General features: G+C 73.7%; 17 protein-coding genes. 10 read left to right on the top strand and 7 right to left on the bottom strand.

The window, feature by feature from the left end; translation table 11 throughout:
* Nucleotides 1-11 precede the first annotated feature (11 nt).
* The 4 genes from AB0946_RS32225 to AB0946_RS32210 are packed head-to-tail and all read right to left on the bottom strand — an operon-like array spanning nt 12 to nt 5,339.
* Complete coding sequence (locus AB0946_RS32225) at nt 12-758, bottom strand: SDR family oxidoreductase (RefSeq protein WP_366764210.1); 747 nt, start codon at nt 756-758, stop codon at nt 12-14.
* A 44-nt stretch (nt 759-802) separates the two neighbouring features.
* Complete coding sequence (gntD, locus tag AB0946_RS32220; protein WP_366764209.1) at nt 803-1,822, bottom strand: guanitoxin biosynthesis L-enduracididine beta-hydroxylase GntD; 1,020 nt, start codon at nt 1,820-1,822, stop codon at nt 803-805.
* A 3-nt stretch (nt 1,823-1,825) separates the two neighbouring features.
* The gene (locus tag AB0946_RS32215) at nt 1,826-2,080 is read right to left on the bottom strand and encodes an MbtH family NRPS accessory protein (RefSeq protein ID WP_366764208.1); all 255 of its coding nucleotides are present in this window, start codon (nt 2,078-2,080) and stop codon (nt 1,826-1,828) included.
* 31 nt (nt 2,081-2,111) lie between these two features.
* A complete protein-coding gene (locus AB0946_RS32210; RefSeq protein ID WP_366764207.1) occupies nt 2,112-5,339 on the bottom strand; it encodes an amino acid adenylation domain-containing protein in 3,228 nt (1,075 codons plus the stop codon).
* A gap of 266 nt (nt 5,340-5,605) precedes the next feature.
* Between AB0946_RS32210 and AB0946_RS32205 the strand changes: the two genes are divergently transcribed.
* The 8 genes from AB0946_RS32205 (at nt 5,606) to AB0946_RS32170 (ending at nt 17,528) form a co-directional block, all read left to right on the top strand.
* Nucleotides 5,606-5,902 (top strand): acyl carrier protein, encoded by a 297-nt coding sequence (locus AB0946_RS32205; protein ID WP_366764206.1) that lies wholly within the window; start codon nt 5,606-5,608, stop codon nt 5,900-5,902.
* Between the two features lie 17 nt (nt 5,903-5,919).
* A complete protein-coding gene (locus AB0946_RS32200; protein WP_366764205.1) occupies nt 5,920-6,645 on the top strand; it encodes an alpha/beta fold hydrolase in 726 nt (241 codons plus the stop codon).
* A 39-nt stretch (nt 6,646-6,684) separates the two neighbouring features.
* The gene (locus AB0946_RS32195; RefSeq protein ID WP_366764204.1) at nt 6,685-7,509 is read left to right on the top strand and encodes an SDR family oxidoreductase; all 825 of its coding nucleotides are present in this window, start codon (nt 6,685-6,687) and stop codon (nt 7,507-7,509) included.
* A gap of 71 nt (nt 7,510-7,580) precedes the next feature.
* Nucleotides 7,581-10,526 (top strand): amino acid adenylation domain-containing protein, encoded by a 2,946-nt coding sequence (locus AB0946_RS32190; RefSeq protein WP_366764203.1) that lies wholly within the window; start codon nt 7,581-7,583, stop codon nt 10,524-10,526.
* Entirely contained in the window at nt 10,523-12,895 is a 2,373-nt protein-coding gene (locus AB0946_RS32185) for a lantibiotic dehydratase (RefSeq protein ID WP_366764202.1), read from the top strand. Before AB0946_RS32190 ends, AB0946_RS32185 begins: the two co-directional genes overlap by 4 nt.
* Nucleotides 12,892-14,169: a condensation domain-containing protein gene (locus AB0946_RS32180; RefSeq protein WP_366764201.1), complete on the top strand. Its 1,278-nt coding sequence runs from the start codon at nt 12,892-12,894 to the stop codon at nt 14,167-14,169. The genes AB0946_RS32185 and AB0946_RS32180 overlap by 4 nt, the downstream gene beginning before the upstream one ends.
* Before the next feature lie 210 nt (nt 14,170-14,379).
* Nucleotides 14,380-16,386: a BTAD domain-containing putative transcriptional regulator gene (locus tag AB0946_RS32175; RefSeq protein ID WP_366764200.1), complete on the top strand. Its 2,007-nt coding sequence runs from the start codon at nt 14,380-14,382 to the stop codon at nt 16,384-16,386.
* 215 nt (nt 16,387-16,601) lie between these two features.
* On the top strand, nt 16,602-17,528 hold the full coding sequence (locus tag AB0946_RS32170; protein WP_366764199.1) for a methyltransferase domain-containing protein: 927 nt from the start codon (nt 16,602-16,604) through the stop codon (nt 17,526-17,528).
* Here the strand turns inward: AB0946_RS32170 and AB0946_RS32165 are convergent.
* The 3 genes from AB0946_RS32165 to AB0946_RS32155 all read right to left on the bottom strand — a co-directional run bounded on the left by AB0946_RS32165 (nt 17,517) and on the right by AB0946_RS32155 (nt 23,056).
* Nucleotides 17,517-20,585: a BTAD domain-containing putative transcriptional regulator gene (locus AB0946_RS32165; RefSeq protein ID WP_366764198.1), complete on the bottom strand. Its 3,069-nt coding sequence runs from the start codon at nt 20,583-20,585 to the stop codon at nt 17,517-17,519. The genes AB0946_RS32170 and AB0946_RS32165 overlap by 12 nt on opposite strands.
* 186 nt (nt 20,586-20,771) lie before the next feature.
* Nucleotides 20,772-21,569 carry an SAM-dependent chlorinase/fluorinase gene (locus tag AB0946_RS32160; RefSeq protein WP_366764196.1) on the bottom strand — a complete coding sequence of 266 codons (798 nt, stop codon included), beginning with the start codon at nt 21,567-21,569 and terminating at the stop codon, nt 20,772-20,774.
* On the bottom strand, nt 21,566-23,056 hold the full coding sequence (locus tag AB0946_RS32155) for a PEP/pyruvate-binding domain-containing protein (protein ID WP_366764195.1): 1,491 nt from the start codon (nt 23,054-23,056) through the stop codon (nt 21,566-21,568). Before AB0946_RS32155 ends, AB0946_RS32160 begins: the two co-directional genes overlap by 4 nt.
* A gap of 286 nt (nt 23,057-23,342) precedes the next feature.
* On the opposite strand from AB0946_RS32155, the gene AB0946_RS32150 reads away from it, so the two are divergent.
* Together AB0946_RS32150 and AB0946_RS32145 are read left to right on the top strand one after the other, a co-directional pair.
* Nucleotides 23,343-23,600 (top strand): helix-turn-helix transcriptional regulator, encoded by a 258-nt coding sequence (locus AB0946_RS32150; RefSeq protein WP_366764194.1) that lies wholly within the window; start codon nt 23,343-23,345, stop codon nt 23,598-23,600.
* Between the two features lie 146 nt (nt 23,601-23,746).
* The gene (locus tag AB0946_RS32145; protein WP_366764193.1) at nt 23,747-24,667 is read left to right on the top strand and encodes a cupin domain-containing protein; all 921 of its coding nucleotides are present in this window, start codon (nt 23,747-23,749) and stop codon (nt 24,665-24,667) included.
* The last annotated feature ends 134 nt before the right edge of the window (nt 24,668-24,801 follow it).

Here is a 24,801-nt window from a genome sequence, read left to right as displayed (position 1 = left end):
TGTGATCCGGCTCAGCCGGTGGGGCACCGGCCCTCGGTGCCGAACACCGCCGTGGTCGCCCCGGCGGTCTCGCCGCCGTCCACCACGAGCTGCTGGCCGGTGACGAACCGGGCGCCGTCGGAGGCGAGGAAGAAGAAGGCGTCGGCGATCTCCTCCGGGTCGGCGTGCCGCCCGCTCGGGATGCGCTCGTTGACGGCCGCCAGCATCTCCTCGGTGTACTCGGCCTGCTGCATGGGCGTCAGTACGGCACCCGGCGTCACGCACGCGGTGCGTACCCACGGGCTCAGCTCCAGCGCGAAGGTCTGGCACAGCGAGAAGACGGCCGCCTTGGTGGCGTTGTAGTCGGCGTAGAAGGGGTAGCCGCGGCTGCCGTTGACGGACGCCGTGGCCAGCAGCACGCCGCTGCGCCGGCGGACCATGTACTCGGCCGCCTGCCGCCACAGGCCGAGCACCCCGAGGAAGTTGACGTCGGTGATGCGACGCGCGGTGGCCTCCGTCAGCTCCAGGACGCCGTGACGGACGCTGATGCCGGCGTTGGCCACGACCACGTCGAGGGCGCCGGTCTCGGTGTGCACCGCCGCCAGCGCCTGCCCGACGGCGGCCCAGTCCGTGACGTCGACCTCCAGCCACGGCACCGACGAGTCGGTGCCGGGCTTGCGTACGTCCAGGTTGACCACGTGATCACCGCAGCGCGCGAAGCGCTCGGCCGTGGCCCGGCCGATGCCGCTCGACGCGCCCGAGACGATGACCGTTCGCATGAGGAGACCTCCGGCTGTCGTAACAGGTAGGGGAGTGGGAGGGATCAGAACAGGACGCGGTGCGAGCCGCTGCCCCGGTCGGCGAAGCCCGGGCGCAGGTTCCGGCTCACGGTCAGCTTCTTCAGCCACCGGTCGGTGCCGTCGTAGCGGACCGTGAACGGCCGGCGGCCGTGGACGGCGAGGTAGTTGTCGACCACCAGGAGGCTGCCGGGACCGACCGCCACGTCCTGCTGCACCCGCTCCAGCTCGTCCATGAGCCGCTCGACGGCCTGCTCGGCGACGGGGTCGGCGCCGACGCAGCGGGTGAAGGGCCGGTCGATGCGCAGGTACGGGTTGACGCGGTGGCCGAACAGCAGGGCGACCGGCTCGGGCCGCTCCAGCATGGTCTGCGCCTCACGGAGCGCGGGGTGGCCGGGGGCACGCTCCGCGAGCTGCCGCACGTGCTCGTCGTCGGGGACGATGAGAAAGCGGCGCTCACCGAGGATCGCGCGGTCCTCGTCGGAGAGCCGGATGTCGCGCACCGACGACACGATGGTCGGCACCCGGTCCGGGTTGCGCAGGCCGAACAGCAGCAGGTAGTCGCACCGGCGGGGGTGGAAGCCGTCCTCGGTGTGGAACTCCAGCAGGGTCTCGCTGCCGTGTCCGTTCTGGCGCCGCTCGTCCCCCTGGATGGGCAGTATGTTCTGCACCAGCCGGCCGGACTGCAGGGTGGACCAGGTGAAGGGCTCGCCCAGCGCCATGCCGCACAGGGCCAGCAGCAGCTCCTGGTCCCGGGTCGACTTGCCGTCGGCCGCCGGCTCCCAGTGCGCGGGCGTCGGTCCGATGGCGACGTCGTCCACCGGGAAGCCGTGGATCAGGCACGCCGCGGCCGGCTCGGTGTGCCGGAAGTCCAGCAGGAAGTTCCGCAGCCCGTGGGGCAGTTCCTCGGCGGCCTGCCGGCGCCGGTCGTAGAAGAGGGGATCGGCCGGGTCCTCGTGGTCCCGGAGGTGTTCCAGCACGGTGTCGAGCCGGGCGAGGTCGGCGCTGTCGAGCGTGTAGGCGAGGGGGACGTCCAGGCTGGTCATGTGTCACCTGCTTTCGGCGGCGAGGGTGTGCTGCTGCTCGTGGGGTGCGGACGCGGTGTCCCGCCCCTGGCTCATGGCGTCCCGCAGGCTCCTGGGCCGCATGTCCGTCCAGACCCGGTCGATGTGGTCGAGACAGTGGTCCTTGGGACCGCGGGTGCCTTCGGCGTGCCAGCCCTGGGGAAGATCAAGGGCGGCGGGCCAGACCGAGTACTGCTCCTCGTCGTTGAGCACGACGAGGTACTCACCGGAGTCGGGCATGTCGGCTTCTCCTCATGGTGTGTGCACGTGGTCAGTCAGCCAGGAGCCGCAGCAGCTCCTCGGCGCTCAGGGAGTCGATCTCGGCCTCGACCATCCGCTTCAGGCGTGACGCTGTCTGCGCCACGGTCGGTGCCTCGAACACCAGGCTCAGCGGCACGGCTACGCCGAACGCCTCCCGCATCCGGTTCGCCGCCCGGGTCACCAGCAGCGAATGGCCGCCCGAGGCGAAGAAGTTGTCGTGCGCCCCGACGGTGGTGCCCAGCAGGTCGGACCAGATGGCGGCCACCGCCGCCTCCGTCTCGTCGCGCGGCGCCACGTACGCGCCCTCCCGTGCCGCCTCCAGATCCGGCGCGGGCAGCGCCGCCCGGTCGAGCTTGCCGTTCGGCAGGCGTGGGAAGGCGTCGACCTCGACGATGGCGCTCGGCAAGGCGCTGCCCAGCAGCCGGCCGGCGAGGAAGGCCCGGACGTCGGCGGTGCCGGCACCGGCCGTGGGACTCAGCAGGACGTAGGCGGCCAGCCGCCGGTCCCCGGGGGCCGCCTGCCAGGTGGTGGCCGCCGCCTCGACCACGGCGGGGTGGGCGCGCAACGCGGCCTCGACCTCACCGAGTTCGATGCGGGCCCCGCGGATCTTCACCTGGTGGTCGGCCCGGCCCAGGTACTCGATCGATCCGTCTGGACGGACCCTGCCCTGGTCGCCCGTCCGGTACAGCCGGGCGCCGGGACGGAACGGGTGCGGGACGAACCGCTCGGCGGTGCGGGCCGGGTTCGCGTGGTAGCCGCGGGCCAGGCCGACGCCGCCGACGTGGATCTCGCCGGGGGTCCCGAGCGGCGCGGGCCGGCCGTGCTCGTCCAGGATGTGGACCTCGTGATTGTCCACCGGGCGCCCGACGGTCATCGCCGCCGGATGCCGGTCCGGGTCCCGCGCGGCGCACCGGTGCGTGGTCGAGTCGACGGAGGTCTCCGTGGTGCCCCAGTTGTTGTCGAGCCGTACCGTGTCACCGAACCGTTCGAAGAAGCGGCGCACGGTCCCCGGCAGCAGGGCCTCGCCCCCGGAGACGACGCTGCGCAGGGCGCCCAGGCCGGCCAGGTCGTCGTCGGTCAGCTCGTCCAGGAAGAGGTCCAGCGCGCTGGGCACGAACTGGAGCTGCGCCGCCCGGAAGCGCACGGCGGCGTCGATCACCGCCCGCGGGTCCGCGCCCTGCCCGTCGCCGAGCACGGCCACGCGCCCCCCGGAGCACAGCGGCCACAGCACCTCGGCGACCATCACGTCGAACGTGGCGACGCACTTGTGGAGGACCGTCTCACCGGGGCGCAGCCGGTGCTGTCGCTGGAGCCACTGCACGTAGTTGGACCAGCCGCGGTGTGTGCACGCCACGGCCTTGGGGCGTCCTGTCGAACCCGAGGTGTAGTACAGGGCGCACAGGTTGTCCGGCCGCGGCAGCGGGCCCGCCCCGGTGGCCACGCCCGGTTCGGTGTCCCAGGAGGTGAGCGGTGTGCCGCCGGCGGACGTGACGAGTCCGGCGTGCCGGGGCTGGGTGAGGACCAGTGCGGGCCGGGCCTCGGTGAGCACGTGGGCGAGCCGGTGCGGGGGCACGGCGGGGTCGACGGGCAGATAGGCGCCACCGGCCTTGAGCACGCCCAGCACCGCGACCAGCAGTTCCGTCGACGGCCCGAACATGATGCCGACCGGCACCTCGGGGCCCACCCCGCGGGCGCGGAGCACGGCGGCCAGGGCGGTGGCCCGCCCGTCCAGCTCCGCGTAGGTCAGTTCGCCCGAGGAGTCGGCGACGGCCGGTGCCCCCGGCGTGCGGGCCGCCTGCGCCTCGAACAGCTCGTGCAGGCACACGTCCTGGAAGTCGGCGACCGGGCCCCGGCCCAGCCCGAGGGCTTCCCGCCGCTCCGGTTCGTCCGTCAGCACCAGCTCCGACAGCCGGGCATCCGGGTCCTGGGCCACCTGGACCAGCAGCTCGCGCAGGTGCCGGGCGAGACGGCCGGCCGTGGCGTCCTCGTACAGGGCCGTGTCCCAGGTCAGTTCCACGGTCAGCCGGCCGGCGACGCGCTGGAAGGAGACGCTCAGGTCGTATTTCGAGCCGACGCAGACCTCGGGCAGCTCGGTGACCGTCAGACCGGGCAGCGCGGGCGGTTCGCTCCGGGTGACGTGGTCGACCAGGATCTGGAACAGCGGGGTGCGTGCGGGGTCCCGGTCCCCGCCCAGTTCGCGCACCACGTCCGCGAACGGGACGTGGCGTGCCTCGTAGGCGTCCAGGGCCGTCTCGCGCACCCGCTCCACCAGCTCCGTGAAGGACGGGTCACCGCCGGCGTCACCGCGCAGCACGAGCATGTTGACGAACGGACCGATGACCTCCCGCAGGGCCGGCTCGTCCCGCGTGCCGAAGGTCGAGCCCACGGTGACGTCGGTGCGTCCCGACCAACGGGCCAGCAGCGCCTGGCAGGCGGCGACGAGCACCATGTGCGTCGTGGCACCGCGGCGGCGGGCGAGCAGGTCGAGTCCGTCGGCCGTCGCCCGCGGCACGTCGAAGGAGCGCTGGGCGCCACCGCCGGCGCGGTGGGCCGGACGCGGCCGGTCGGGCGGCAGCTCGAACGGCGTCAGCCCGGCCAGCGCCGCGCGCCAGTGGTCCAGCTGCGCGTCGAGGTCCTCGGCGGTGCGGGCGCGCTCGGCCTCGGCGTACCGGACCACCGTCGGCGTGCGGTGGTCTCCGGCTCCCTCCACGTGGGCGGCGTACCCGGCCTCCAGCTCGCGGTGGAGGATGTCCCGCGAGCCGCCGTCGAAGGCCATGTGATGGACCGTCAGGCACAGGATGTGCTCGGCGTCCGCTACCCGGAGCAGGATCGCCCGGACGGGCAGGGACTCGGCGAGGTCGAGCGGTGTGCGGGCCTGCCGTAGCAGCTCCCGCTCGACCTCCCGTGGCCCCGCCTGCCGCAGATCCGCCACGGCGAGGGTGAAGTCGCTCGCCGGCCGTACGACGCCCACGGGCCGGTCGTCCACCGTCCGCACACCGGTGCGCAGCACCTCGTGCCGGGCCACGACGGCCCGGAGGGCACCGCCGAGCGCCGCCACGTCCAGGTCGCCGGTCAGGCGCAGGCGCAACGGGATCAGATAGCCGCTGTCCTGGGGGTTGAGCTGGTCGGCGAACCACATCTGCTGCTGCGCCTGGGTCAGATCGAGATCACAAGTCCGTCCGGCACGGTGTTCCGCACGGCCGGCGTCTGCGGCGGGCGATGACTCGTTGGAACGCATGGATACCCCTTCGATCGGCCCTGCCAGCGTGTCCGGCCCGGCTGTCGCGCCACTCCTCGCGCCGTCTCGCCCGTCTGTCGTGGCGCTCTCGCGGCCGTCACCGGCGACGACAGACCGGCGAAAGCCCCGCGACAGCCGCCGTCCGTAGCGTCGGTGCTGCCCCGTGGACGGATGGGCCGCCCGGCCGCCGTACACGCCGGACCGCCCGGCCGCAGGCCACGACCGGACCCTCCGGTTCGCGACGTACAGAAACGAGGACCCAGTTCATGGACGAGACAGCAGGGGTGACCGTGGCGCCGGCCGACGCGTCCGGCACCGGGGAGGCGGACGTGGTGCGCACGGTCGTGGACGCGCTGAGCAGCACGCTCGGGGTGCCGGGCGGAGTCGACGCGAACGACGACTTCTTCGAGCTGGGCGGCAACTCCCTGCTCGCCGCTCAGACGGTGGCACTGCTGCGCCGGCGGCTCGGCGTGAAGGTGACCGTGCGCGAACTGTTCGGCGCCCGCACCGCCACGGCGCTCGCAGCCCTCATCGAACCCCGCGTGCCCGCCGCACGCTCCTGACGCCGGACGGGGACGCCATGACCGACCACCGCATTCCCCTGCTCTGCCTGCCGCACGCCGGAGCCGGTGCGAGCTTCTACTGGCCCTGGCGCAAGCTCCTTCCCGAAGGCCTGCGGCTGGCCCCCCTGCAACTGCCGGGACGCGAGGGCCGGGTGGAGGAGGAGCCCTGGACCGACGTGCACGCCGCGGTCGAGGGGCTGGTCGCCGACGCCCTCGACGCGATCGGCGACGCCCCGGCCGTCGCGGTCCTCGGCCACAGCCTCGGAGCGGTACTCGCCTACGAACTGGCCCGGGCGCTGGTCCAGCGGCACGGTGTCACCGTCGGCGCGCTGTTCGTCAGCGGATCACCCGGCCCCTCGGCGAGCCGCACCCGGCGGGCCAGCGGCCTCGGCGACGACGAGTTCCTCGCCCGTGTCGAGGAGTTCGCGGGGGCCCGCCACCCCGCACTGGAGATCCCCGAGCTGAGGGAGATGATCCTGCCGACCCTGCGCGCCGACGTCGCCATGCACGAGGACTACCACCCCTCCGCGGTGACCCCGGTGCCCTTCCCGGTGATCTGTCTGCGCGGACGCTCCGACGAGCTGGTGTCGCGGCAGGACGCACTCGAGTGGAACGCGGTCGCCGGTGCCGGGTTCCGCTTCCACGAACTGCCCGGCGGACACATGTACCTGAACGAGTCGGTGCCCCAGGTCGTCGACCTCATCGCCGACATCCTCGGGGCCGAGGCGCTGCCGCTGCGCTAGGCCCGGCCCCGCACACACCCGACGACGGTGAGGCCGACCATGCGACTGAAGAACAAACTCGTGCTCGTGACCGGGGCAGCGCGCGGCATCGGCCGCTCCTGCTCGGTCCGCTTCGCCGAGGAGGGCGCCGACCTGGTCCTCCTGGACGTGTGCGCCGAGGTGCCCGGCGTCCCCTATCCGCTCGCCACCCGGACCCAGTTGGAACGCACCGCACAGCTGTGCCGGCGCGCCGGGGCCTCCGTCCTCACCGCGCACTGCGACGTGCGCGACACGGCGGCCGTCGACCGCGCCGTCCGCGACGCGGTACGGCGTTACGGACGCGTCGACGTCCTGGTCAACAACGCCGGCATCGCCGCCCCCTCGGGCAAGCCCGCGCACGCCATCACCGAGGAGGAGTGGTCGCTGATGCTCGACGTCGACCTCTTCGGCGCCTGGCGGCTGATCCGGGCGGTGGCACCGCACATGGTGCGCGCCCGCAGCGGCAGCGTCATCAACATCGCCTCGACCGCGGGGCTGGTCGGCTACCGGCACTTCGCCGGCTACGTCGCCGCCAAGCACGGACTCGTGGGACTCACCAAGGCCGCCGCGCTCGACTACGCGCCGGTGAAGGTGCGGGTCAACGCGCTGTGCCCGGGCTCGGTCCGTGACGATCCCCGGGTCGAGTCCCGGATGCTCTCGGAGATCGCCCGGTCCCTGGACGTCGCGGTCGAGGAGCACGAGAACACCTTCGTCCAGGCGCAGCCCATGAACGCGCTCATCGAACCGCAGGACATCGCCGCCGCCGCCGTCTGGCTCGGCAGCGACGACTCGAACCAGGTCACCGGCACGGTCCTCACCGTGGACGGCGGCTTCACAGCTCGCTGATCCCCCGCCCCACCGCCACATCCGCCCCACCCGTCCCACGCGGCGTACGAGGAGCCGTAGAGGAGCTGCCGATGCTTACGCACCCAGCCGGCGCGACGACGTCAGGCAGGCCGGACGACGTCGTGTCCGCCCCGCCTCCGCGCGAGCCACACCACCGCTGTCCGTTCGGCGAGACCGCCGAGCACTCCCTGGCGCTGAGGCTGACCGGGGGACCCGCCGTCCGGGCGGCGCGCGAGGCGTTCGCCCGCGCCGGCCACGGCCTCGCGGACCCCGAGCGCGTCACCCTGTGGTCCGAGGACCTGCCGTTCGCCTCCGAGGATCCGCGGGCGCTGCGGCTGCGCGAGCGCGAGCGGCTGCGCGGCCTGGGCGAGGACCGGCCCGGCGTCCGGGCGGTGCTGTTCGGGTACCGGGACGACGCGGCCGACCTCGTGGTCGTGGGCCGGCACGACGTGCTCGGCCGGACCGGGCTGCGCCGGCTGGCACACACGCTCGCGGGGCGCGCGCCCGGCGGGCCGGATGTCCTGCCCGAGCCGCCGGCGCGGGCCGCCGCGGTCCGCTCGCGGCCGGTGGCGCCGGACACGGAGCGGCCCGTCTGGGGACTGGCCGGCGCACCGGCCGGGGAGGAGGACGCGGCACCGGCCGGACCGGACGCCGTGCCGGTGGCCGCCGACCCGGTGGCCGCCGACCCGTTCGAGGTGATCGCCGCCGTGGCGCTCGTCCTGTCCCGGTACGAGCAGACCGGGACCGTACGGCTCGTCCTCCCGGCATCGCCCGTCGAGGACGACGGTGCCGGCGGCGGTGTCCTCACCGTCCGCGTCGACGAGACCCACACCGCGACCGAGTTCGTCGAGCGGGTGCGCCGTGCCGCGCGCGACCTGACCTGGCCCGCCGACGCCGCGCTGCCCGCGGTCGGGGTGCTGTTCACCGGGGACCACCCCGACGAGCTGTACCGTCCGTTCCTCGCACCGGTGCTGCCGCTGCTGCTGAGCTGGCGGCCGGCCGACGGGCTGTGGGCACCCGCGGGCGTCCTTCCCGACCCCGGTGTCGTCGATCCCGCCCAGGCGTCCCGCTTCCTGCGGTGCGTGCGGCACGTCCTCGGCAGGCTGCGCGAGGACGCGAACCCTGTCCTCGGCCGGATCGAGACGACCGACCCCGCCCACACGGCCGTCCTGCGCGCGCTGGGCCGCAGCGGACCACCGCTCCGGGACAGCGCGCGCACCCTGCACGACGCCGTCCGCGCAGTGGCGCTGGCCCAGCCGGACCGCACGGCCGTCTCCGCCGAGGACGGAACCCTCACCTACGCCGAACTCGACGCCCGGGCCACGGCCTGGGCCCACGCCCTGCGGGAGCGCGGCGCCGGCCGCGGCGGCTTCGTCGGGGTCTGCCTGGACCGCACCGCCGACCTCGTCGTCGCCCTGCTCGCCGTCCTCAAGACCGGTGCCGCGTACGTGCCACTGGATCCGCACTACCCCGCGGACCGGCTCCGCCTCACGGCCGAGGACGCGGGACTGTCCCTGGTCCTCACCACCCTGGCCGACTTCCCGGCCGGCTCCGGCGTGGAGGTGATCGACCCGGCCCGGCTCACGGCCCCGGCACCCGGAGCGCTGCCGGACACCTCCCCGGACGACGCCGCCTACGTCATCTACACCTCCGGGACCACGGGACGGCCCAAGGGTGTCGTCGTACCCCACCGCAACGTGACGGCGCTGCTGGCCGCCACCCGGGACGACATGGAGTTCGGTCCCGAGGACGTCTGGACGCTCTTCCACTCCAGCGCCTTCGACTTCTCCGTCTGGGAGATCTGGGGATGCCTGCTGACCGGCGGGCGCCTGGTCGTGGTCCCCTTCATGACCACCCGTTCCCCCGCCGACTTCCACCGGCTCCTGGTGCACGAGGGGGTGACCGTCCTCAGTCAGACACCGTCCGCCTTCGGCGGCCTCCTCGACGCCGACGCCGCGGCCGGACCGGACCGGGAACTCGCCCTGCGGCTCGTCGTCTTCGGCGGCGAGGCCCTCGACCCCCGGATGCTGCGACCGTGGTTCCGCCGCCACCCACCGGAAGCGTGCCGCATGGTCAACATGTACGGCATCACGGAGACCACCGTGCACGTCACCGCCAGGGACGTCACCCCCGTCGACGCGGACACGGGCTCGGCCTGTGTCGGCCGCGCGCTGCCCGGCTGGTCCGTGTCGGTGCGGGACGCGCGGGGCCGCCCGCTGCCCGTGGGCGCGGCCGGTGAGATCTACGTCGGCGGCGCCGGGGTGGCGCGGCACTACCTCGGCCGCGAGGAGCTGACCGCCGAGCGCTTCCCCACGGACCCGGTCACCGGTGAGCGCCTGTACCGCAGCGGGGACCGGGGCCGGATGCGCCCCGACGGCTCCCTCGACCACCTCGGACGGCTGGACGACCAGGTGAAGCTGCGGGGTTTCCGCATCGAACTGGGGGAGGTGCGCTCCGTGCTGCTCGCGGACCCGGCCGTCGCGGAGGCGGCCGTCGTCCTGGACGAGCGTTCGGACGCGGCGTACACCCGGCTCGTCGGCTACGTCGTCCTGCGGCACGGGTCCGCCCTCGACGTCCGCCGGCGCGTCGCCGGCGTCCTGCCCGAGCACATGGTCCCCGCCGTGCTCGTTCCCCTGCCCCGCCTGCCGCTCACCGTGAACGGCAAGCTCGACCGGGCCCGTCTGCCCCTGCCGGACCGCGCGGGCGACGGCGCGGAACCGGACGGCGGTACGACGGCGACGGCCGACGGGACGACCGCCCACGGCACCGGGCCCGGCTCCGCGCCCTCCGCCACGGCCACGACCGTGCTCGCCGCCTGGCGGGCCGCGCTCGCCGACGACTCCGTGACCGCCGACGAGGACTTCTTCGAGAGCGGCGGCAACTCACTGGTCGCCGTGCGCCTGCTGACGGCGTTGCGCGATCTGGGCTTCGCCGGCCTGTCGCCCCGGGACCTGTACGTGCACCGGACCGCGACCCGGCTGTCCGCCCTGATCGACTCGCGTGCGGGGCGATCGTGACCGCGGCACCCGCGGGGTACCTCCCGCCGCGCGGCGAGGCGTGCGCACCGGCACCGGACCTGCTCAGACTCGCGGACACCCGGTGGTGGCTGCACCGTGAGTTCGCCCTGCGCGGGGCGGGCTTCCCGCTGGCCGGGATCGCCCGCCTGCGCGCACCGGAACTCGCCGGACCGGCCGGCTCCGACCTGCCGCCGGATGCGTTCGCGGCGCACTACGCAACCGCCCTGCGCCGGCTCACCGGGGAACTGCGCGACCTGGCGGCCGACCCGCGCCTGCGGGAGGCCGTCGCCTGGCAGAACCCCGCCGTGGTGCGGAACTGCCTGGACAAACTCGCCGCGGACCGTCCGCTCCCGGGCGCGGAGCGGCGGCGCGGCGAGGTGACGCTCGCCAAGTACCTCCAGCGGTACACGGTCAAGAACGACACCATCGGCTTCTTCGGGCCCGTCTGCTGGGCGACCGTCGAGCCCGGCGGCACGTCCCTCACCGTACGGCCCGGGGCGTCGCTGCTGGCGCGGCGCACGGTGTACTTCGAGACCTGGGCGATCGACGAGGTCGCCGCGGCGATGTCCCGCGATTCCGAGGCCTACCCGTGGCTGCGGCCGCGGCTGTCGGACGGGTGGAGCCACGACGGAACGGCCGTACGCGGACCGCACGGCCGTACCGTCGACCTCGGCCCCGGGGAGGCGGACGTCCTGCGGGCCTGCGACGGGTCCCGGACCGTCCGGGACCTCACGGCCGGCCCGGCCTCCTCGCGGCTCCTGACCGTGCTCCGGTCCCTGTCCGAACGCGGCCTGGTCACGCTGTCCCTGACCGGGCCGGTGGAGGCCAGACCGGAGCGGACCCTGCGCGCCAAGCTGCTCGGCATCGAGGACGAGCGCGTGCGCGACCGCCTCCTGGCCGACCTCGACTCCCTCGTCGCCGCGCGGGACCGGGTGGCCGCCGCGGCGGGCGACCCGGAGCGACTGACCGTCGCCCTGGACGCGTTGAACACCACCTTCGAACGGCTGACCGGCACCGGCGCGGTACGGCGCGCGGGCGCCATGTACGCGGGACGGACCCTCGTCTACGAGGACACCGTCCGTGACCTCGGCTGCGAGCTGGGCGCCGGCGTCCTCGACGAGGTGGCCGACTCGCTCGCGCCCGTACTGCACACCGCCGAGTGGCTGGCCGGCCGCGCCGCACAGCTCTACGCGGCCCGGCTCCTGGAACTGCACGGGAAGCTGAGCCTGCGCCACGGCACCGACGAGGTTCCGCTGGCCCTGCTGGTGGGCGCGGCCACCCCGGACCTCGTGTACACCCCGCGCACGCCGCCACCGCTGGTGCGCCGGCTGACCGAGGAGTTCCGCGCCCGCTGGGCCCGGGTGCTGCGGCTCCCGGCGGACGGCGCACGCTGCTCCATCGCGCCCCGGGTGCTGGCGGAGCGGGTGAGGCAGGAATTCCCCCCGCTGCCGGCCGGCTGGTCGGCGGCCCGCCACCACGCGCCCGACGTCATGATCGCCGCCTCGGACGCGGAGGCGGTGCGGCGCGGCGAGTTCCTCCTCGTGCTCGGCGAGATGCACGTCGCCATGAACACCCTGGAGGCCCGGTTCTTCGTGGAACAGCACGCCGATCCGGGACGGCTGCTGGCCCGGGCCGCCGCCGACCACCGGGGGCGGCGTGTCGTCGCGGTGCCCGCCCGGGCCTCCGCCGGCGTGACGTCCCGCACCTATCCGCCGGCCCTGCTCAGCCCGGAGTACCGCTACTGGACCATGTACGCCGACTCCACGGGGGCACCGGGGCCCATCACCCCGGCCGCCGACCTCGTGGTCCGCGCGGACGGCGGGCGACTGGTCGTGCACGACCGTGGTGCCGGTGCGGTGCACGACCTGCTGGAGATGCTGGGCGAGTACCTGTCCGGCGTCGTCGTGGGGGCCTTCGGCATCGCCTCCGCGCAGCCGCACCGTCCGCGCGTCTGCGCCGGGCGGCTCGTCCTGGCCAGGGAGGCGTGGTCCTTCCCGCTGACCGGAGTCGACTGGCCCCGGGTCAAGGACGAGGCGGCGCGCTACCGGGCGGCCTGGCGGTGGCGCCGCGACCAGGGGCTCCCCGAACGCGTCTTCTACCAGGTGCCCGGTGAGGACAAGCCGCTCTTCCTCGACTTCGGTTCACCCGCGCTGGTGAACCTGGCCGCCGGCGCGCTGCGCCGGGGCGCGGCCGACCACCCGGAGGCGTCGGTGACGGTCAGCGAGATGCTCCCGGACGCGGAGCAGTGCTGGCTGCGGGACGCCTCGGGAGCCGCGTACACCTCGGAGCTGCGTCTCGTCTTCACCGACCCGGAACAAGACCAAGGGGCGACCGGTCACGGCGACCGCCCCGGCGGAGGTGCGCGATGACCACCACAGGCATGTCCGCGCAGGACGGGCCGGAACCCGTGACGGTGGGTCAGGCCGCCCTGTTCCTCGCCTCCCAGAAGGATCCGACGGGCTGCTCGTTCACCACGGAGTTCACCGCCTCGGTCCACGGTCCGCTGGACCGCGTCCGGGTGGCACGGGCCGCCCGGGCACTGACGGAGGGCACGCCGGCGCTGCGGCTGCGGATGACGATCGACCCGTGGTCCGGCGAGGTGGTCCACTCCTTCTCCGACCAGCCGCTGGAGATCACCTGGCACACCGCCGCCGAGGACGAGCTGCCCGCACTGCTGGAGGCGGAGACCCGGCGGCCCGTGGAGACCGACGACGAACCGCTCGTCCGGCTCGTCGTCGCCGAGCACCGCCCGGATCGTCACAGTGTCGCGCTGATCATCCACCACCTGGCCATGGACGGCCTGAGCCAGATCCCGCTGCTGCGCCGGATGGGCCTCGCCCTGGCCGGCCGGCCGCACCACGAACCCGAGGCGCTGTACCGCGAGGCGGTGCGCCGGGTCAGGGACGCCGAGCGGACCGCGGTGCGTGAGGACCGGGCCCACTGGCACGCCCGGGTGCCGTCCGCCCTGGAGCTGCCCCGGTGGGACGGCCCGCAGTCCCGCCCCGACGGAGCGCCCCAGGGGCCCGGGTCGTCCGGGACGCTGCGGCGGACCCTGCCGGCGTCGTGCGCGCACGGGCTCACCCGCCGCGCGGACGAGGCCGGAGTGCGCCTGACGCACCTGCTGACGGCCGCCGTCCACCATGCGGCACCGGTCCGGTCCGGCAGCCCCATGGCCGTGTGCGGCGCGGCGTCCGTACGGCCCAGGGAAGGGGCGACGGCCGAGGTCGTCGGCTGTTTCATCAACGAGGTGCCCTTGCTCGCGCAGGTGTCGCCCGGGCAGTCCGTCATCGACACCGCGCGCGCCCGGCAGCCCGGCTGGCGCGAGGACCTGCGTCGGCGCAACTTCCCCTTCGCCCAGCTCGCAACACGGGTCGCACAGCCCCGTCCGGGCGAGACGGCGGCGATCGACAGCGTGGTGGTGAGCCACCGGCAACTGCCGAGCACCCTGACGTGGCAGCACGACGGCCTGCGCTTCTCGTCCCGGCTCCACCAGCGCTACCCGGCGGCCAAGACGGAGCTGGCCGTGCGCTTCTTCCAGGACGCGGACGCGCTGACGTACGAGGTCCAGTGGGGGCGCGATCTGCCCGGCGGACTCGGAGAGCTTTTCTGCGCTCGCCTGCTCGCGGTCCTACAAGGACTGTAGGCGGCCGTGCCGGGGCCGGGCCGCGACCCGGTCCGTCCCGGCAGGGCGGGACGCGGCCGGGTGCCGCGGGACCGTGATCCGGTCGCGCGCACCCGGCCCGCCCGGCCCGCTCATCACGTGTACATCGGCGGTCATCGGGGATTGAGCGCCTGTCGAACCGCCTTTGCCACCGTTGGTCTCCGGTCAGGTCATGCGGAGGAACCAGTGACGGTGGACGGGGGCGAAGCCATGCTCATGCACCACCCGGGCGGTGAGACCGGTGTACGCGCCTCCCGGGGGGACCGTACCGGCCCCGACGGAAGGGCCCGGTCACCGGAGAGCGCCACGGCCGTCCGGCCGGGCGCGCCGGACGGACCCCAGCCGGTGCGCGATCCGCAGGAGGTCTTCTTCGAAGTGCTGGGGCCGGTCGCCGTCGTACGGGGGACCCAGCGTGTCCATGTGGCCTCGCGCCGGCAGCGGGTGGTCCTCGCGGCCCTGCTGCTGTCCGCCGACCGGGTGGTGTCGCCGGAGACGCTGATCGAGGCCATCTGGTCCGCACGGCCGCCGGACACCGCCCGCAACCAGGTGCACACCTGCGTGTCGGCGCTGCGCCGCCTGCTGGCCCGGATGGGCGCGCAGACCCCCATCGAGACCCTGCCCGGCGGGTACCTGCTGCGGGTTCCCTTCGACCAGGTCGACCTCCAGCTGTTCCGGACGTCCTCGGCGAAGGCGGCGGAACTGGCGCGCCGGGGCCGCTACGAGGAGGCCATCTCCCTGATGCGGCAGGCGCTCGCCCACTGGAAGGGCCCCGGCTGCGCGGACGTGGACAGCGAGGTGATCCAGAGCCGGGTGGTGCACCTGGACGAGGAGTTCCAGCGCGCCATGGACCACTGCATCGAATGGAACCTCGCGCTCGGCCGGCACAGCGAGGTGATCGGTGAGCTGACCGAGCGGGTGGCCCGCCATCCGCTGCGCGAACTGCCACGGCTCCAGCTCGTCCGGGCGCTGCACCGGTCGGGGCGTACGGCAGAGGCGCTGGACGTCTGCCGGCATGGACGACGCGAGTTCGTGGAACAGCTCGGGCTGGAGCCGAGCGAGGAGATGGCCCGGCTGGAGGCGCGTATCCTCGCCCGCGACCCCGCCCTGGACTGGCCGGGCACCACGATGGTGACCGAGACCGTGACCCGGACGGCCGTACCCCGGCAACTCCTGCCCGGCCTCGGGGACTTCGTCGGACGGCGCAAGACGCTGGCGCTCGTCACGGAGGCCTGTGTCACCGGCCGGGGCGACGGCCGGCACGTGCCCGTCGTGTGCCTGGCCGGGGCGTCGGGAACGGGCAAGACGGTCACCGCCCTGCGGGTGGCGCACGAGCTGTCGCACAGTCACTTCCCGGACGGGCAGCTCTTCGCCGACCTGGGCGGCAGCGCCTACGCGGCACCGCCCGACCGGATTCTGCGGCGCTTCCTGCTGGCCCTGGGCGTGCCCGCCACGGACATACCGGCCGGGACCGAGGAGCGCGCCGCGCTCTACCGGAGCCTGCTGGCCGACCGGCGGGTGCTGGTGTTCCTCGACCACATCGCCACCCAGGCGCAGATCCGTCCCCTGCTGCCGGGCGGCTCGTCCTGCGGTGTCCTGCTCACCTCCCGCCGCCGGGCCGCCGTCCCGCCGGGAGCCGTACTGGTGCAGCTCGGGCCGCTGGACGAGGCCGAGTCCCTGGAACTGCTGGGCGCCACCGCCGGATGGGAGCGGGTGCGCGCCGAGCCCGCGGCGGCGCACCGCATCGCCGAGCTGACGGGCGGCCTGCCGATGGCGCTGCGGATCGTCGGCGCGCGGATGGCGGGCCGTCCGTACTGGTCGCTGGAGACCATGGCGGCCCGGCTGGCCGACCCCCGGCGCCGGCTCGACGAACTCGTGTACGGCGAGCTGAGCGTGCGCACCGGCATCCAGGCCGCTCTGTGCCAGTTGCCCGCGGAACACCGGACGCTGCTGCTCGCGCTCGCCCGCACCGTCGCGGGCCCGTTCCACGCGAGGTCCGCCTCCCGGGTGCTGGGTGTCGACCGCGGCAGGGCCGGGAAGCTGCTGGAGGATCTCGCGGACGTCTACCTCATCGAGCATCTCGGGGGGTCCGCGGACGCCGACGACTGCTACCGGATTCCCACACTCACCGCGATCCACGTCCAGGAAGCCGCCGAACTGGCGGAACCCGGGCGATCGACGGCCGAGGAGATCGGCTGTTGACGCGGCGTCGATGCGAAGTGTCTAAAGTGGTTCCGCCGACCACGGACCGCGTTGCCGACCGGGAGGTGAGGGGAGTGGGGGAGGCCGTCCGTGCCGGACCCGCAGCCATCCCGTACCGACAGCCGCTGGTGTACGCACCCGTGATCTTGCCGACCGGAAACCAACCATGTGGACGCCGTCTCGCCTGACGAGGCGGCGAAGGGTCTGAGTGCGGGATGACAACAAGGGAAGCCGTCGACGTCCAGGAGTACTTCGCGGAGAAGGCGAGGAGTTATGACGAGCGAGGAAGAGGGTTCTTCGGTGAGCTGAGCGACGAGCTGCTGTGGACGGCGCTGGAGCAGTCCGTGCTCACACGGCTGCCCCCGGGATTCTCCTTCCTGGAGCCCGGCGGAGGCACCGGCAAGTGGAGCTGCCGCGTCGCGATCGAGCGACCGGACGCCACCGGCGTGCTGTACGACATGACGCCCGAGATGCTGACGCTGGCCGAGGGCCGCAGCGCGCGGCACGGCTACGCGGACCGGGTGACGCACGGACTGGGGAGGGTGGAGACGGCCGCCGAGCACTTCGGCCACCGCCGGTTCGACCTCATCCTCAACACCCACCATGTGCTCGGCTTCGTGGACGACCCCGCCGCCGTGGTGCGCTCGCTCGCCACGCTCCTGACGGAGAACGGGGTGATGGCCTCGTTCCTGCCCAGCCGCTGGTACGCGGCCTCCCTCGACCTGGCCGCCGGGCGGGTCGAGGACGCCGAGGTCAGCCTGACCGGTGAACGCTGGGTGCGTGCCGCGGAGCCCTACCGGCACCTGTTCACGCCGGGCGAGATCCGGGCGATCCACTACGCCGCCGGACTGACCGTCGATCTGCTGGTCGGCTTCCCGAGCCTGGTGCTGCCGGACACGCGCCTGGGAGCGGCGAGCGGCGCGCCCTCGACCGAGGAGTACCTGAGCGACGGAGCCGTCTTCCGTCGGGTGCTGAACATGGAGAAGGAACTGCTCGTGGACCCCGACTCCGCCGCCCGGGGGGCGAGCCTGTTCGTCGTCGCCTCCCGCAGCCCCTGGCGTGCGGTGCAGCGGCGCGGGCAGGCCGCCGCCGCACGGCAAGTCCCCTTCGACCCTCCCCTGCCCGGGAGGTTATCGAGCTGAGGTGACCACCCCGGTCCCGGTCACGCCCGGGGCGCCCCGGCCGGCCGCGGGAGACATGCTCTCCGGGCCGGCCGGGGCCTTGCCGTCGGGCGCCAGCCCCAGCCGGGCGAACATCTCCTGCGCCCGGGTCCGTGACCCCTCCGCCTCGCGCGGGTCACCGAGCCGCTCGTGCAGCGCGCTCAGCACCAGCAGGGCCTGCGCCTGGTTCCGGGTGTCGCCGATGCTCTCGCACAGGACGGCCGCGGCGGACGCCTCCTCGAAGGCGCGTTGCAGCGATCCGACGGCGAGCAGCGTCTTCGCCAGCCGGTAGCGGGCGTTGGCCTCGTGCCTGCGCAGGCCCAGCAGCGTCGACATGGCCAGGGACGACTCGTAGTGCCCGACGGCCGTGGTGAAGTCCTCCAGGGTGTGATGGGCGAATCCCAGTACGTACTGGGCGTAGGCGATGCTCGCGCTGTCGTGGTCGGCGAGCCGGTCGCGCAGCACCCGGTCGCAGATCTCGACGGCTTCCGCCGGCTGCCCGTTGTAGACCCGCACCAGGGCACTGTTGATCACGGAGGTCGCCTCGCCGGAGCGGTGGCCGAGTTGCCGGGCCAGGGTGACGGCCTCGTCGAAGCAGGCGATCGCCTCCTCGTAGCGGCCCTGCAACTGCCGTACCAGACCGAGGTCGTTGAGAGCCTGCCGCTGGATGACGACGTCGTCGGTGGCCTGGCACTGCCGGATCGCCAACGTTGTCTCGCGCTCCGCCTCGGCGAGCTGGCACGTGGCCAGGGCGTTGTTGCCGCTCAGGAAGTGCGCGCGGGCCTCGGCCGTCAGGTCGTCGCAGTGCGCGGCGGCCGCGCTGAACAGACGGAACACCCCGGCCCAGTCACAGCTGTGCAGGTCCGTCCGGAACGGGCTGAGGGCGATGCACAGGGAGACGGCCGAGCGCAGCAGGTCGCCGCCGGGCCGGTGGCCGTCCGCCTCGTGGGCGGGCCGGGACAGGACGACGCCGGCTATCTGGCCGGCCAGCAGCAGTGCGCTCTCGCCTTCGGCCATGGCCCACGCCCGCGCCTGCTCCACCGAGGTGAAGCGCAGCCCGGTGGCCTCGCGCGGCTGGAGCGCGCCGCGTACCGGGTCACCGGCGACCACGTTCTCGAACGCGGAGAGCGCCGACGCCAGTTGGAAGGCCACCAGCGGGCGCAGCAGGGTCAGGATGTCATCGGTGACCTTGCGCCGTGCGAAGGCCCGCAGCAGATCGTGCAACCGGTAGACCCCGGGGGCCGGGGACTGGAGCATGCCGACGTCCACGAGGCCTTCGAGGAGTTCCTCCGCCTCCGGCGGGCCGACGCCGAGCAGCGCGGACGCGGCGTTCGCGGAGAGGCTGGAGGTCTCCACGGTGGACACCAGTTGCAGGACCCGGGCCTGTTCGACGGTGAGCTGCCGGTAGCCCACCTCGAAGACCGCGTCGACGGTGAGTTCCCCGACCTTGAGCTCGTCGATGCGCCGGTGCTCGTCGGCGAGGCGCTGGACGATCGAGGCGATCGACCAGCTCGGCCGGGCGGCCAGCCGGGTGGCGACGATCCGCACGGCGAGCGGCAGCAGGGAGCACTGGGAGACCAGCGTGACCGCGCTGTCGCGTTCGGTGTCCACCCGCTCCCGGCCGATCATCAGGGCCAGCAGGTCCAGTGCCTCGTCGGTGGAGAACGGCGGCAGTTCGGTCTGTACGGCCGCGGGGAGCCCCGCCAGCCGGGTGCGGCTGGTGATCAGCACCCCACACATGGCCGTTCCGGGCAGCAGCGGGCGGACCTGCGCGGCGTCCCGGGCGTCGTCGAGTACGACGAGGATGCGACGCCGGTCGGTCATCGTCCGGAACAGGGCCGCCCGGGCCTCCACCCCCTCGGGGATCGCGACGGGCGCCAGTCCGAGGGCCGTCAGGAATCCGGCCAGCACCGCCTCGGGGGCGGCCGGTTCCCCGGCGCCCCGCAGATCGGCGTAGAGCTGGCCGTCCGGGTAGAAGTCCCTGACCTGGTGGGCCACGTGCAGGGCGAGGGAGGTCTTGCCCACGCCGCCCATGCCGACCATGGCGACGATGGGCAGGCTGGTCCGGGTCGGCACGTTCAGCGCCGAGCACAGGGTCACCGTCGAGTGCGCCCTGCCGGTGAAGTCGGAAGGGCCCGGCGGGAGCTGGGCGGGTACGGGGGCCGGCGGCCGGAAGCGCACGGCGGCCGCGTCCCCGGCCGGGACGGGCACCAGGCCCACGTTGGCAGGGCCGGTCTCCTCCTCGGGGGTCCCGACAACGGTGTCGGTGTCGGCGTCGATGTTGGTCGTGGCGGTGGCCGCCGTGGCCGGCGGGTGGAGCGTGACGGTCCTGACCGGTGCGGCGGGCTGTTCGTTCAGGCTGCCCCGGAGGATGCCGTCGTGCAGCGCCTTCAGCTCGGGACCGGGTTCGATGCCGAGTTCGTCGATGAGCAGTTGACGGGTACGCCGGTAGGCGGCCAGCGCCTCCGCCTGCCGTGCGGACTGGTAGTGGGCGCGCATCAGCAGCCCGACGAGCCGCTCGCGCAGCGGATGCGCCTGCACGAGCGAGACGAGTTCCGCGGTGTGCTCAGGACCGCGGGCCATGGCCAGCGCCGCGTCGATCCGCTCTTCCTGAAGGCGCAGCCGGAACTCCTCGAAACGTTCCCGCTCGCGCTCGGCGAACGGACCCGGGACGGCCGTCAGCGGGGTCCCGCGCCACAACGCCAGCGTCTGCTCCAGCCGCTGGAACGCGCCCTCGACATCGCCGGACTGCCGCAATCGCCTGGCCTCGTGGGCCAGTTCCTCGGCCTTGAGGAAATCAGCCGTGCAACCGGTGAGATCCAGCCGGTAGCCGTCACCCAGAGATAACAGGACTTGCGGCGTCTTGCTGTCCTTCTCCAGTGCCTTCCGCAGCCGCCATGCGTAGGTCCGCAAAGTGGTGATGGCCGAGCGGGGGCCATCGTCCCCCCACAGACCGCTGAGCAGGTCGGTGGCCGTGGCCGTCTGCCCGACGCGCAGCAGCAGCACGGCGAGCATGGCCTGCTGCTGAGGGCTGCCCACGCGCAGCTCTGTTTCGCCGCGGTATGCCCTGACTTCACCCAGTAGCGAGAAATGGAGCGACGCACTGGTCGAGGGCAGGCCAATCATTCGGTCGGCTCCTAGCGGGTGGTTGCCGAAGTGATATGCGTAGTTGGCGGGTAAGCTACCACGCCTTCGTTAGCGAAAAGAGACTTGTATAAAAGACCTTTACGGCGATGATGTGCCAGGCGGCGCGCCGGAGCAAGGGCGTGAGACGTCGACCCTGACCCGGTCGCCCACCGCGCAGCCGAGACCGTGCAGTCCCGCCGAGCGGACCTGACCCAGCTCGTGCAGCCCCAGCGAACTGCCCGGGTAGACCACCCAGGTGCCGTCGGCCAGGTCCATCATCCGCTCCCAGTAGACCGCGTCCAGGACATGGCCGCCTATGCGCACGCGCAACCGGTCGCCGAACCGCAACGCGCCGGCTGCGAGCGGGAACTTGGCGTTGCCGAAGTTGTCGACGTGGACGACGGTCCCCTCCTGTGGCAGCAGGCGGCGGATGCGGTCCGCCGGGAAGGGAAGTCCCAGCCGTGCCAGGGGAGTTCCGGCCGCCAGCGCGCCGACGGCCGGCGCGTGGACGAACTTGCCGCCGAAGGGCACGAAGCCCGGGTCGGTCAGCTCGTAGCACTCGCGCACGCCCAGGTCCGCCGTGAGCCAGCCCAGGGCACCGGTGTTCGCCCCGGCGAAGAACAGGTCACCGTGTCCGGTACGGCCGACGAGGCGCTCGGTGCGTTCCGGCCGGCTGTTGACCACCACCATCAGAACGGTTCCCGGGGCGGCCGACTCCGCGAGCAGCCGGGTGAGGAACGCCGTGTGGAGGATCGAGTACGGCCGCACGGGGACCAGCGGACCGATCTGCACCGACACGGAAGGGTCGGTCTCCCGCACGGCCCGGTCCACGGCCAGGTACAGTTCGGCCGCCGCCACGTCCGTGCAGTCGGAGACCATCACCACCCGAGGGGTCACCGGCCCGTCCCCCCGTGCCGGGCGGCCGGCGTCCCGGTACGGCGGACCGGCCGGAAACCGAGCCGGTCCAGCAGCGCGCCACCGGCTCGCCGGGACGGCACCCCCACCTCCACGCCCGTGCCGCCCGCGCGGCCGACGAAGCGGACCCGGGAGCCGCCGGCGACCGACAGCAGCAGGGCGCGGTTCCCGGCGAAAGCGGACATGTGCCGCTCCGCCAGCCAGAGTTCGGTCCGTCCGGCCGCCCGGCGCGGTGTCGTGGCGGGGGGCCGGCGGTGCGCCACCGACTGACGGCGCCGGCCGGCGCGCAGCGACGGCGGGTACGGCGGTCCGCCGTCCGGTTCCGGCCGGAGTCCGGCGCGGAACTGGACGGCCGCGACCGCCGCCTCCCGCTCGTGCGACGGCAGCGCCGACAGCGGTGCCACCACACCGGCCACCGCGTCCAGCAGCACCGGCCCCGCCCAGTCGCCCGGCGACCCGCCCGGAGCGAGCGCGACCGGCAGCCCTGCCTCCCGGCACAGGGCCCCGGCGTGGGAGAGGACGTTGCCCGCCTGGACGAGCAGCCCCGCTGCCCGCCGCAGCCCTTCCAGTTCACCGGCCGTCGGCAGGACGGGAAGCCGTACGATCGCGCCCGGACGCGGTCCCGGGGACGCCGGTACCGGCACCCCGAGTGCGTACCCGCGGCTGACGGGAGTGACCCGCAGCGCCGTCGCGGGCGGTCGCGGGCGGTTCCGAGCCGCCGGCACCGGGCTCGCGGGGGTGAGCGGGCGGGCCTGGAACACCCACAGGCGCTGCCCGTCCTCGCCCCACTCCACGTCCAGGGGGCCGCCGAACTCCCGCTCCAGCACGCCGCCCAGCCGCCACAGCAGTTCCGGCAGCGGGCGGCCGTCCAGCTCCCAGGACGACGGTCCGGCACCCCCCGCCGCGGCCGGCGGCAGGGCATAGGACTCCTCGCAGCCCAGCCCGGCGACCACGGGAACGCTCACGCCCCGGCTCGACTCCACCAGCATCCCCGGCTCGTCCGACACCGGGTCGCGGGTGTAGAGCACCCCCCAGGTCCGGCAGCCGATCATGCGCTGCACCAGCACGTGCACCCGGCTGCCGCCGGTGCGGCGCATCCTGCGGTAGGCCCGCGCGTCCGCGTCCGCCCGCGCGGCGCGCACCCACCGGACGGCCGCCACGATCTCCTCCGGGGTGCGCCGGTCCAGATGGCTGCGGTACACCCCGGCCCCGGTCGCCAGCGGCACGTCCTCGTTCTCGGCCGAACTGCGCACCACCGCCGGGGCGCCGCGCAGGGCGGTGTCCGCCAGGAACCGGGCCCCGGCCAGCAGGCATCCGTCCGAGGTCCGCTCCAGGAGGTCGTGGGTGATCACCCAGGTGTCCGGGACCGGCAGTCCCGCCGTCAGCAGACGCCGCAGTCCCGCGGCCTTGCCGCCGGCCGGGCCCGCGAACCGGGCGAGGGGGACGAAGGGCCGGCACCCGCATTCCACTGCTCTTCCCTTCGAGGGGTGTGAGATTTCCGGCAGTGCGGAACCAGGAATTCCGCCGGGGGAGAGGAACGCACGTGAAAACTACCCTGTCACCCGGCGGGAAGGTTATGTCATACCCCGGAAGGCCGGTCAAGCACGGCCGTCGGCACCCACCGCCGGCCTGCCTGTCGAACCGTCGTTTATCGGCCGTCCAGTGCGCGACCGATCAGCCGTTGATCAGCTCCTGCTTCGCTTTACTTCGTCGCTGCATACCGGATTCCGCAGGAACCCGGCGAAAGGGGAGTCGATGAACATCACGCAGACGGCGGGTGACGAGCACACCCAGCCCCTCAGCCCGCGCGAGCTGGAGATCCTCAGGCGGCTTCCCAGCGGTGGCACCTACGACGCCATCGCGCGCGGTCTGGGCATCAGCAGGCACACGGTCGACACCTACATCCGCAGGATCCGGGCGAAAGTGGGTGCCGCGAACCGTACCCAACTGGTCGTTCTCGCCCTCCGGCTCGAAGAGTCGCACAGCACCGTCAGAGGCCTCCAGGACGCCTGAGGAGCGGGCCCGGTGTCCCGTGTTCTCGGGACTGTGGGGCCGGCCTCCGGCCCGGCACGATGACGGACATCCGCGGTGCTCCCCGCCGGACCGGCCCGAAGGTCCGCTGTGCGCCGCGTGCTGGAGAACCCGATGAGGAGGCCCCGGTGCACGCACCGACACTCGCCCGGTGGGTCGGTGACCCCGACACCTTCTTCACCTCGTACTGGCGGCGCCGGCCAGCCGTCTTCCGGCCGCCCGGCGGGGGCCGCAGCCCGTTCGGGCTCCAGGACGTCGACGAGGCCCTGGCCAGCGGTTTCCTCCGTGAGCCCTACATCGAGATGACGAACGCCGAGCAGCCGCTCGGGGCCGACTCCTACACGTCCGCCCGGACCGTCAACCGCTCGGTGCACCGCGGCTTCGCCGACGAGGCGAAGATCCGGGCACTGCTCGACGACGGCGCGACCCTGCTGCTGCGCTGCCTCGACCAGTGGCACCGGCCCACCGGTGCCGTGCTGGCCGAACTGGCGGAGGAGCTGCAGCGCCCGGTGGAGGCGTTCTTCTTCGTCACGCCGGCCGGGCACCAGGGGCTGCCGCTGCACCGCGACGACGCGGACGTCCTGGTCGTCCAGGTCGCCGGCCGCAAGGAGTGGCAGGTGCACGAGGGGCCGGCCGACGGGCACTGGGGCCCTGGGAGCGTCGGCCGCGAACGCCCCCCCGCCCAGGTCCTGCGGACCACCGTCGGGCCCGGCGACGTCCTGTACCTGCCACGCGGCTTCGCCCACCAGGCCACCGGCGACGAGGGGCTGTCGGCGCACCTCTCCCTGACCATCCGGGAGATCGCCCTGACGGACCTGTGCCGCAGCCTGCAGTCGCTGTCCCTGGAGGGCCTGGGCCTGGCCCCGCGCCCGGTGGACGACGAGGCGATCGTCGCCTCGGCCGCGGAGGTGCTCGCCCACGTCCGCGCCCGGCTGGCCGGTCTGGACCCCGAGGAACTGGTCCACCGCGCGAGGCGGGCCCGGCTGGCCGCGGCACCCGGGCCCCGGTCCGCGCTGTCACTCACCGAGCTGGCGGCGAAAAAGCCGTAGAGATCCCTATCGAAAAGCAAAAGGCATCCCGAAAGCAGATCGCGCACGCCTGATGATTAAAGGTGCGTCCGGTCTGTGATTTCGGGATGCCGTTTTGCATTTCCAGATATTGATTCAAAAATTCTCCGGATTTC

This window comes from Streptomyces sp. NPDC046870 (assembly GCF_040704595.1).
Lineage (GTDB): Bacteria > Actinomycetota > Actinomycetes > Streptomycetales > Streptomycetaceae > Streptomyces > Streptomyces argyrophylli.
This window is presented reverse-complemented; position numbering and strand designations above follow the sequence as displayed.

Coding starts and splice junctions, on each gene's coding strand:
- AB0946_RS32225 (WP_366764210.1), bottom strand. CDS start 758: ATGCGAACGGTCATCGTCTCGGGCGCGTCGAGCGGCATCGGCCGGGCC.
- gntD (WP_366764209.1), bottom strand. CDS start 1,822: ATGACCAGCCTGGACGTCCCCCTCGCCTACACGCTCGACAGCGCCGAC.
- AB0946_RS32215 (WP_366764208.1), bottom strand. CDS start 2,080: ATGCCCGACTCCGGTGAGTACCTCGTCGTGCTCAACGACGAGGAGCAG.
- AB0946_RS32210 (WP_366764207.1), bottom strand. CDS start 5,339: ATGCGTTCCAACGAGTCATCGCCCGCCGCAGACGCCGGCCGTGCGGAA.
- AB0946_RS32205 (WP_366764206.1), top strand. CDS start 5,606: ATGGACGAGACAGCAGGGGTGACCGTGGCGCCGGCCGACGCGTCCGGC.
- AB0946_RS32200 (WP_366764205.1), top strand. CDS start 5,920: ATGACCGACCACCGCATTCCCCTGCTCTGCCTGCCGCACGCCGGAGCC.
- AB0946_RS32195 (WP_366764204.1), top strand. CDS start 6,685: ATGCGACTGAAGAACAAACTCGTGCTCGTGACCGGGGCAGCGCGCGGC.
- AB0946_RS32190 (WP_366764203.1), top strand. CDS start 7,581: ATGCTTACGCACCCAGCCGGCGCGACGACGTCAGGCAGGCCGGACGAC.
- AB0946_RS32180 (WP_366764201.1), top strand. CDS start 12,892: ATGACCACCACAGGCATGTCCGCGCAGGACGGGCCGGAACCCGTGACG.
- AB0946_RS32170 (WP_366764199.1), top strand. CDS start 16,602: ATGACAACAAGGGAAGCCGTCGACGTCCAGGAGTACTTCGCGGAGAAG.
- AB0946_RS32150 (WP_366764194.1), top strand. CDS start 23,343: ATGAACATCACGCAGACGGCGGGTGACGAGCACACCCAGCCCCTCAGC.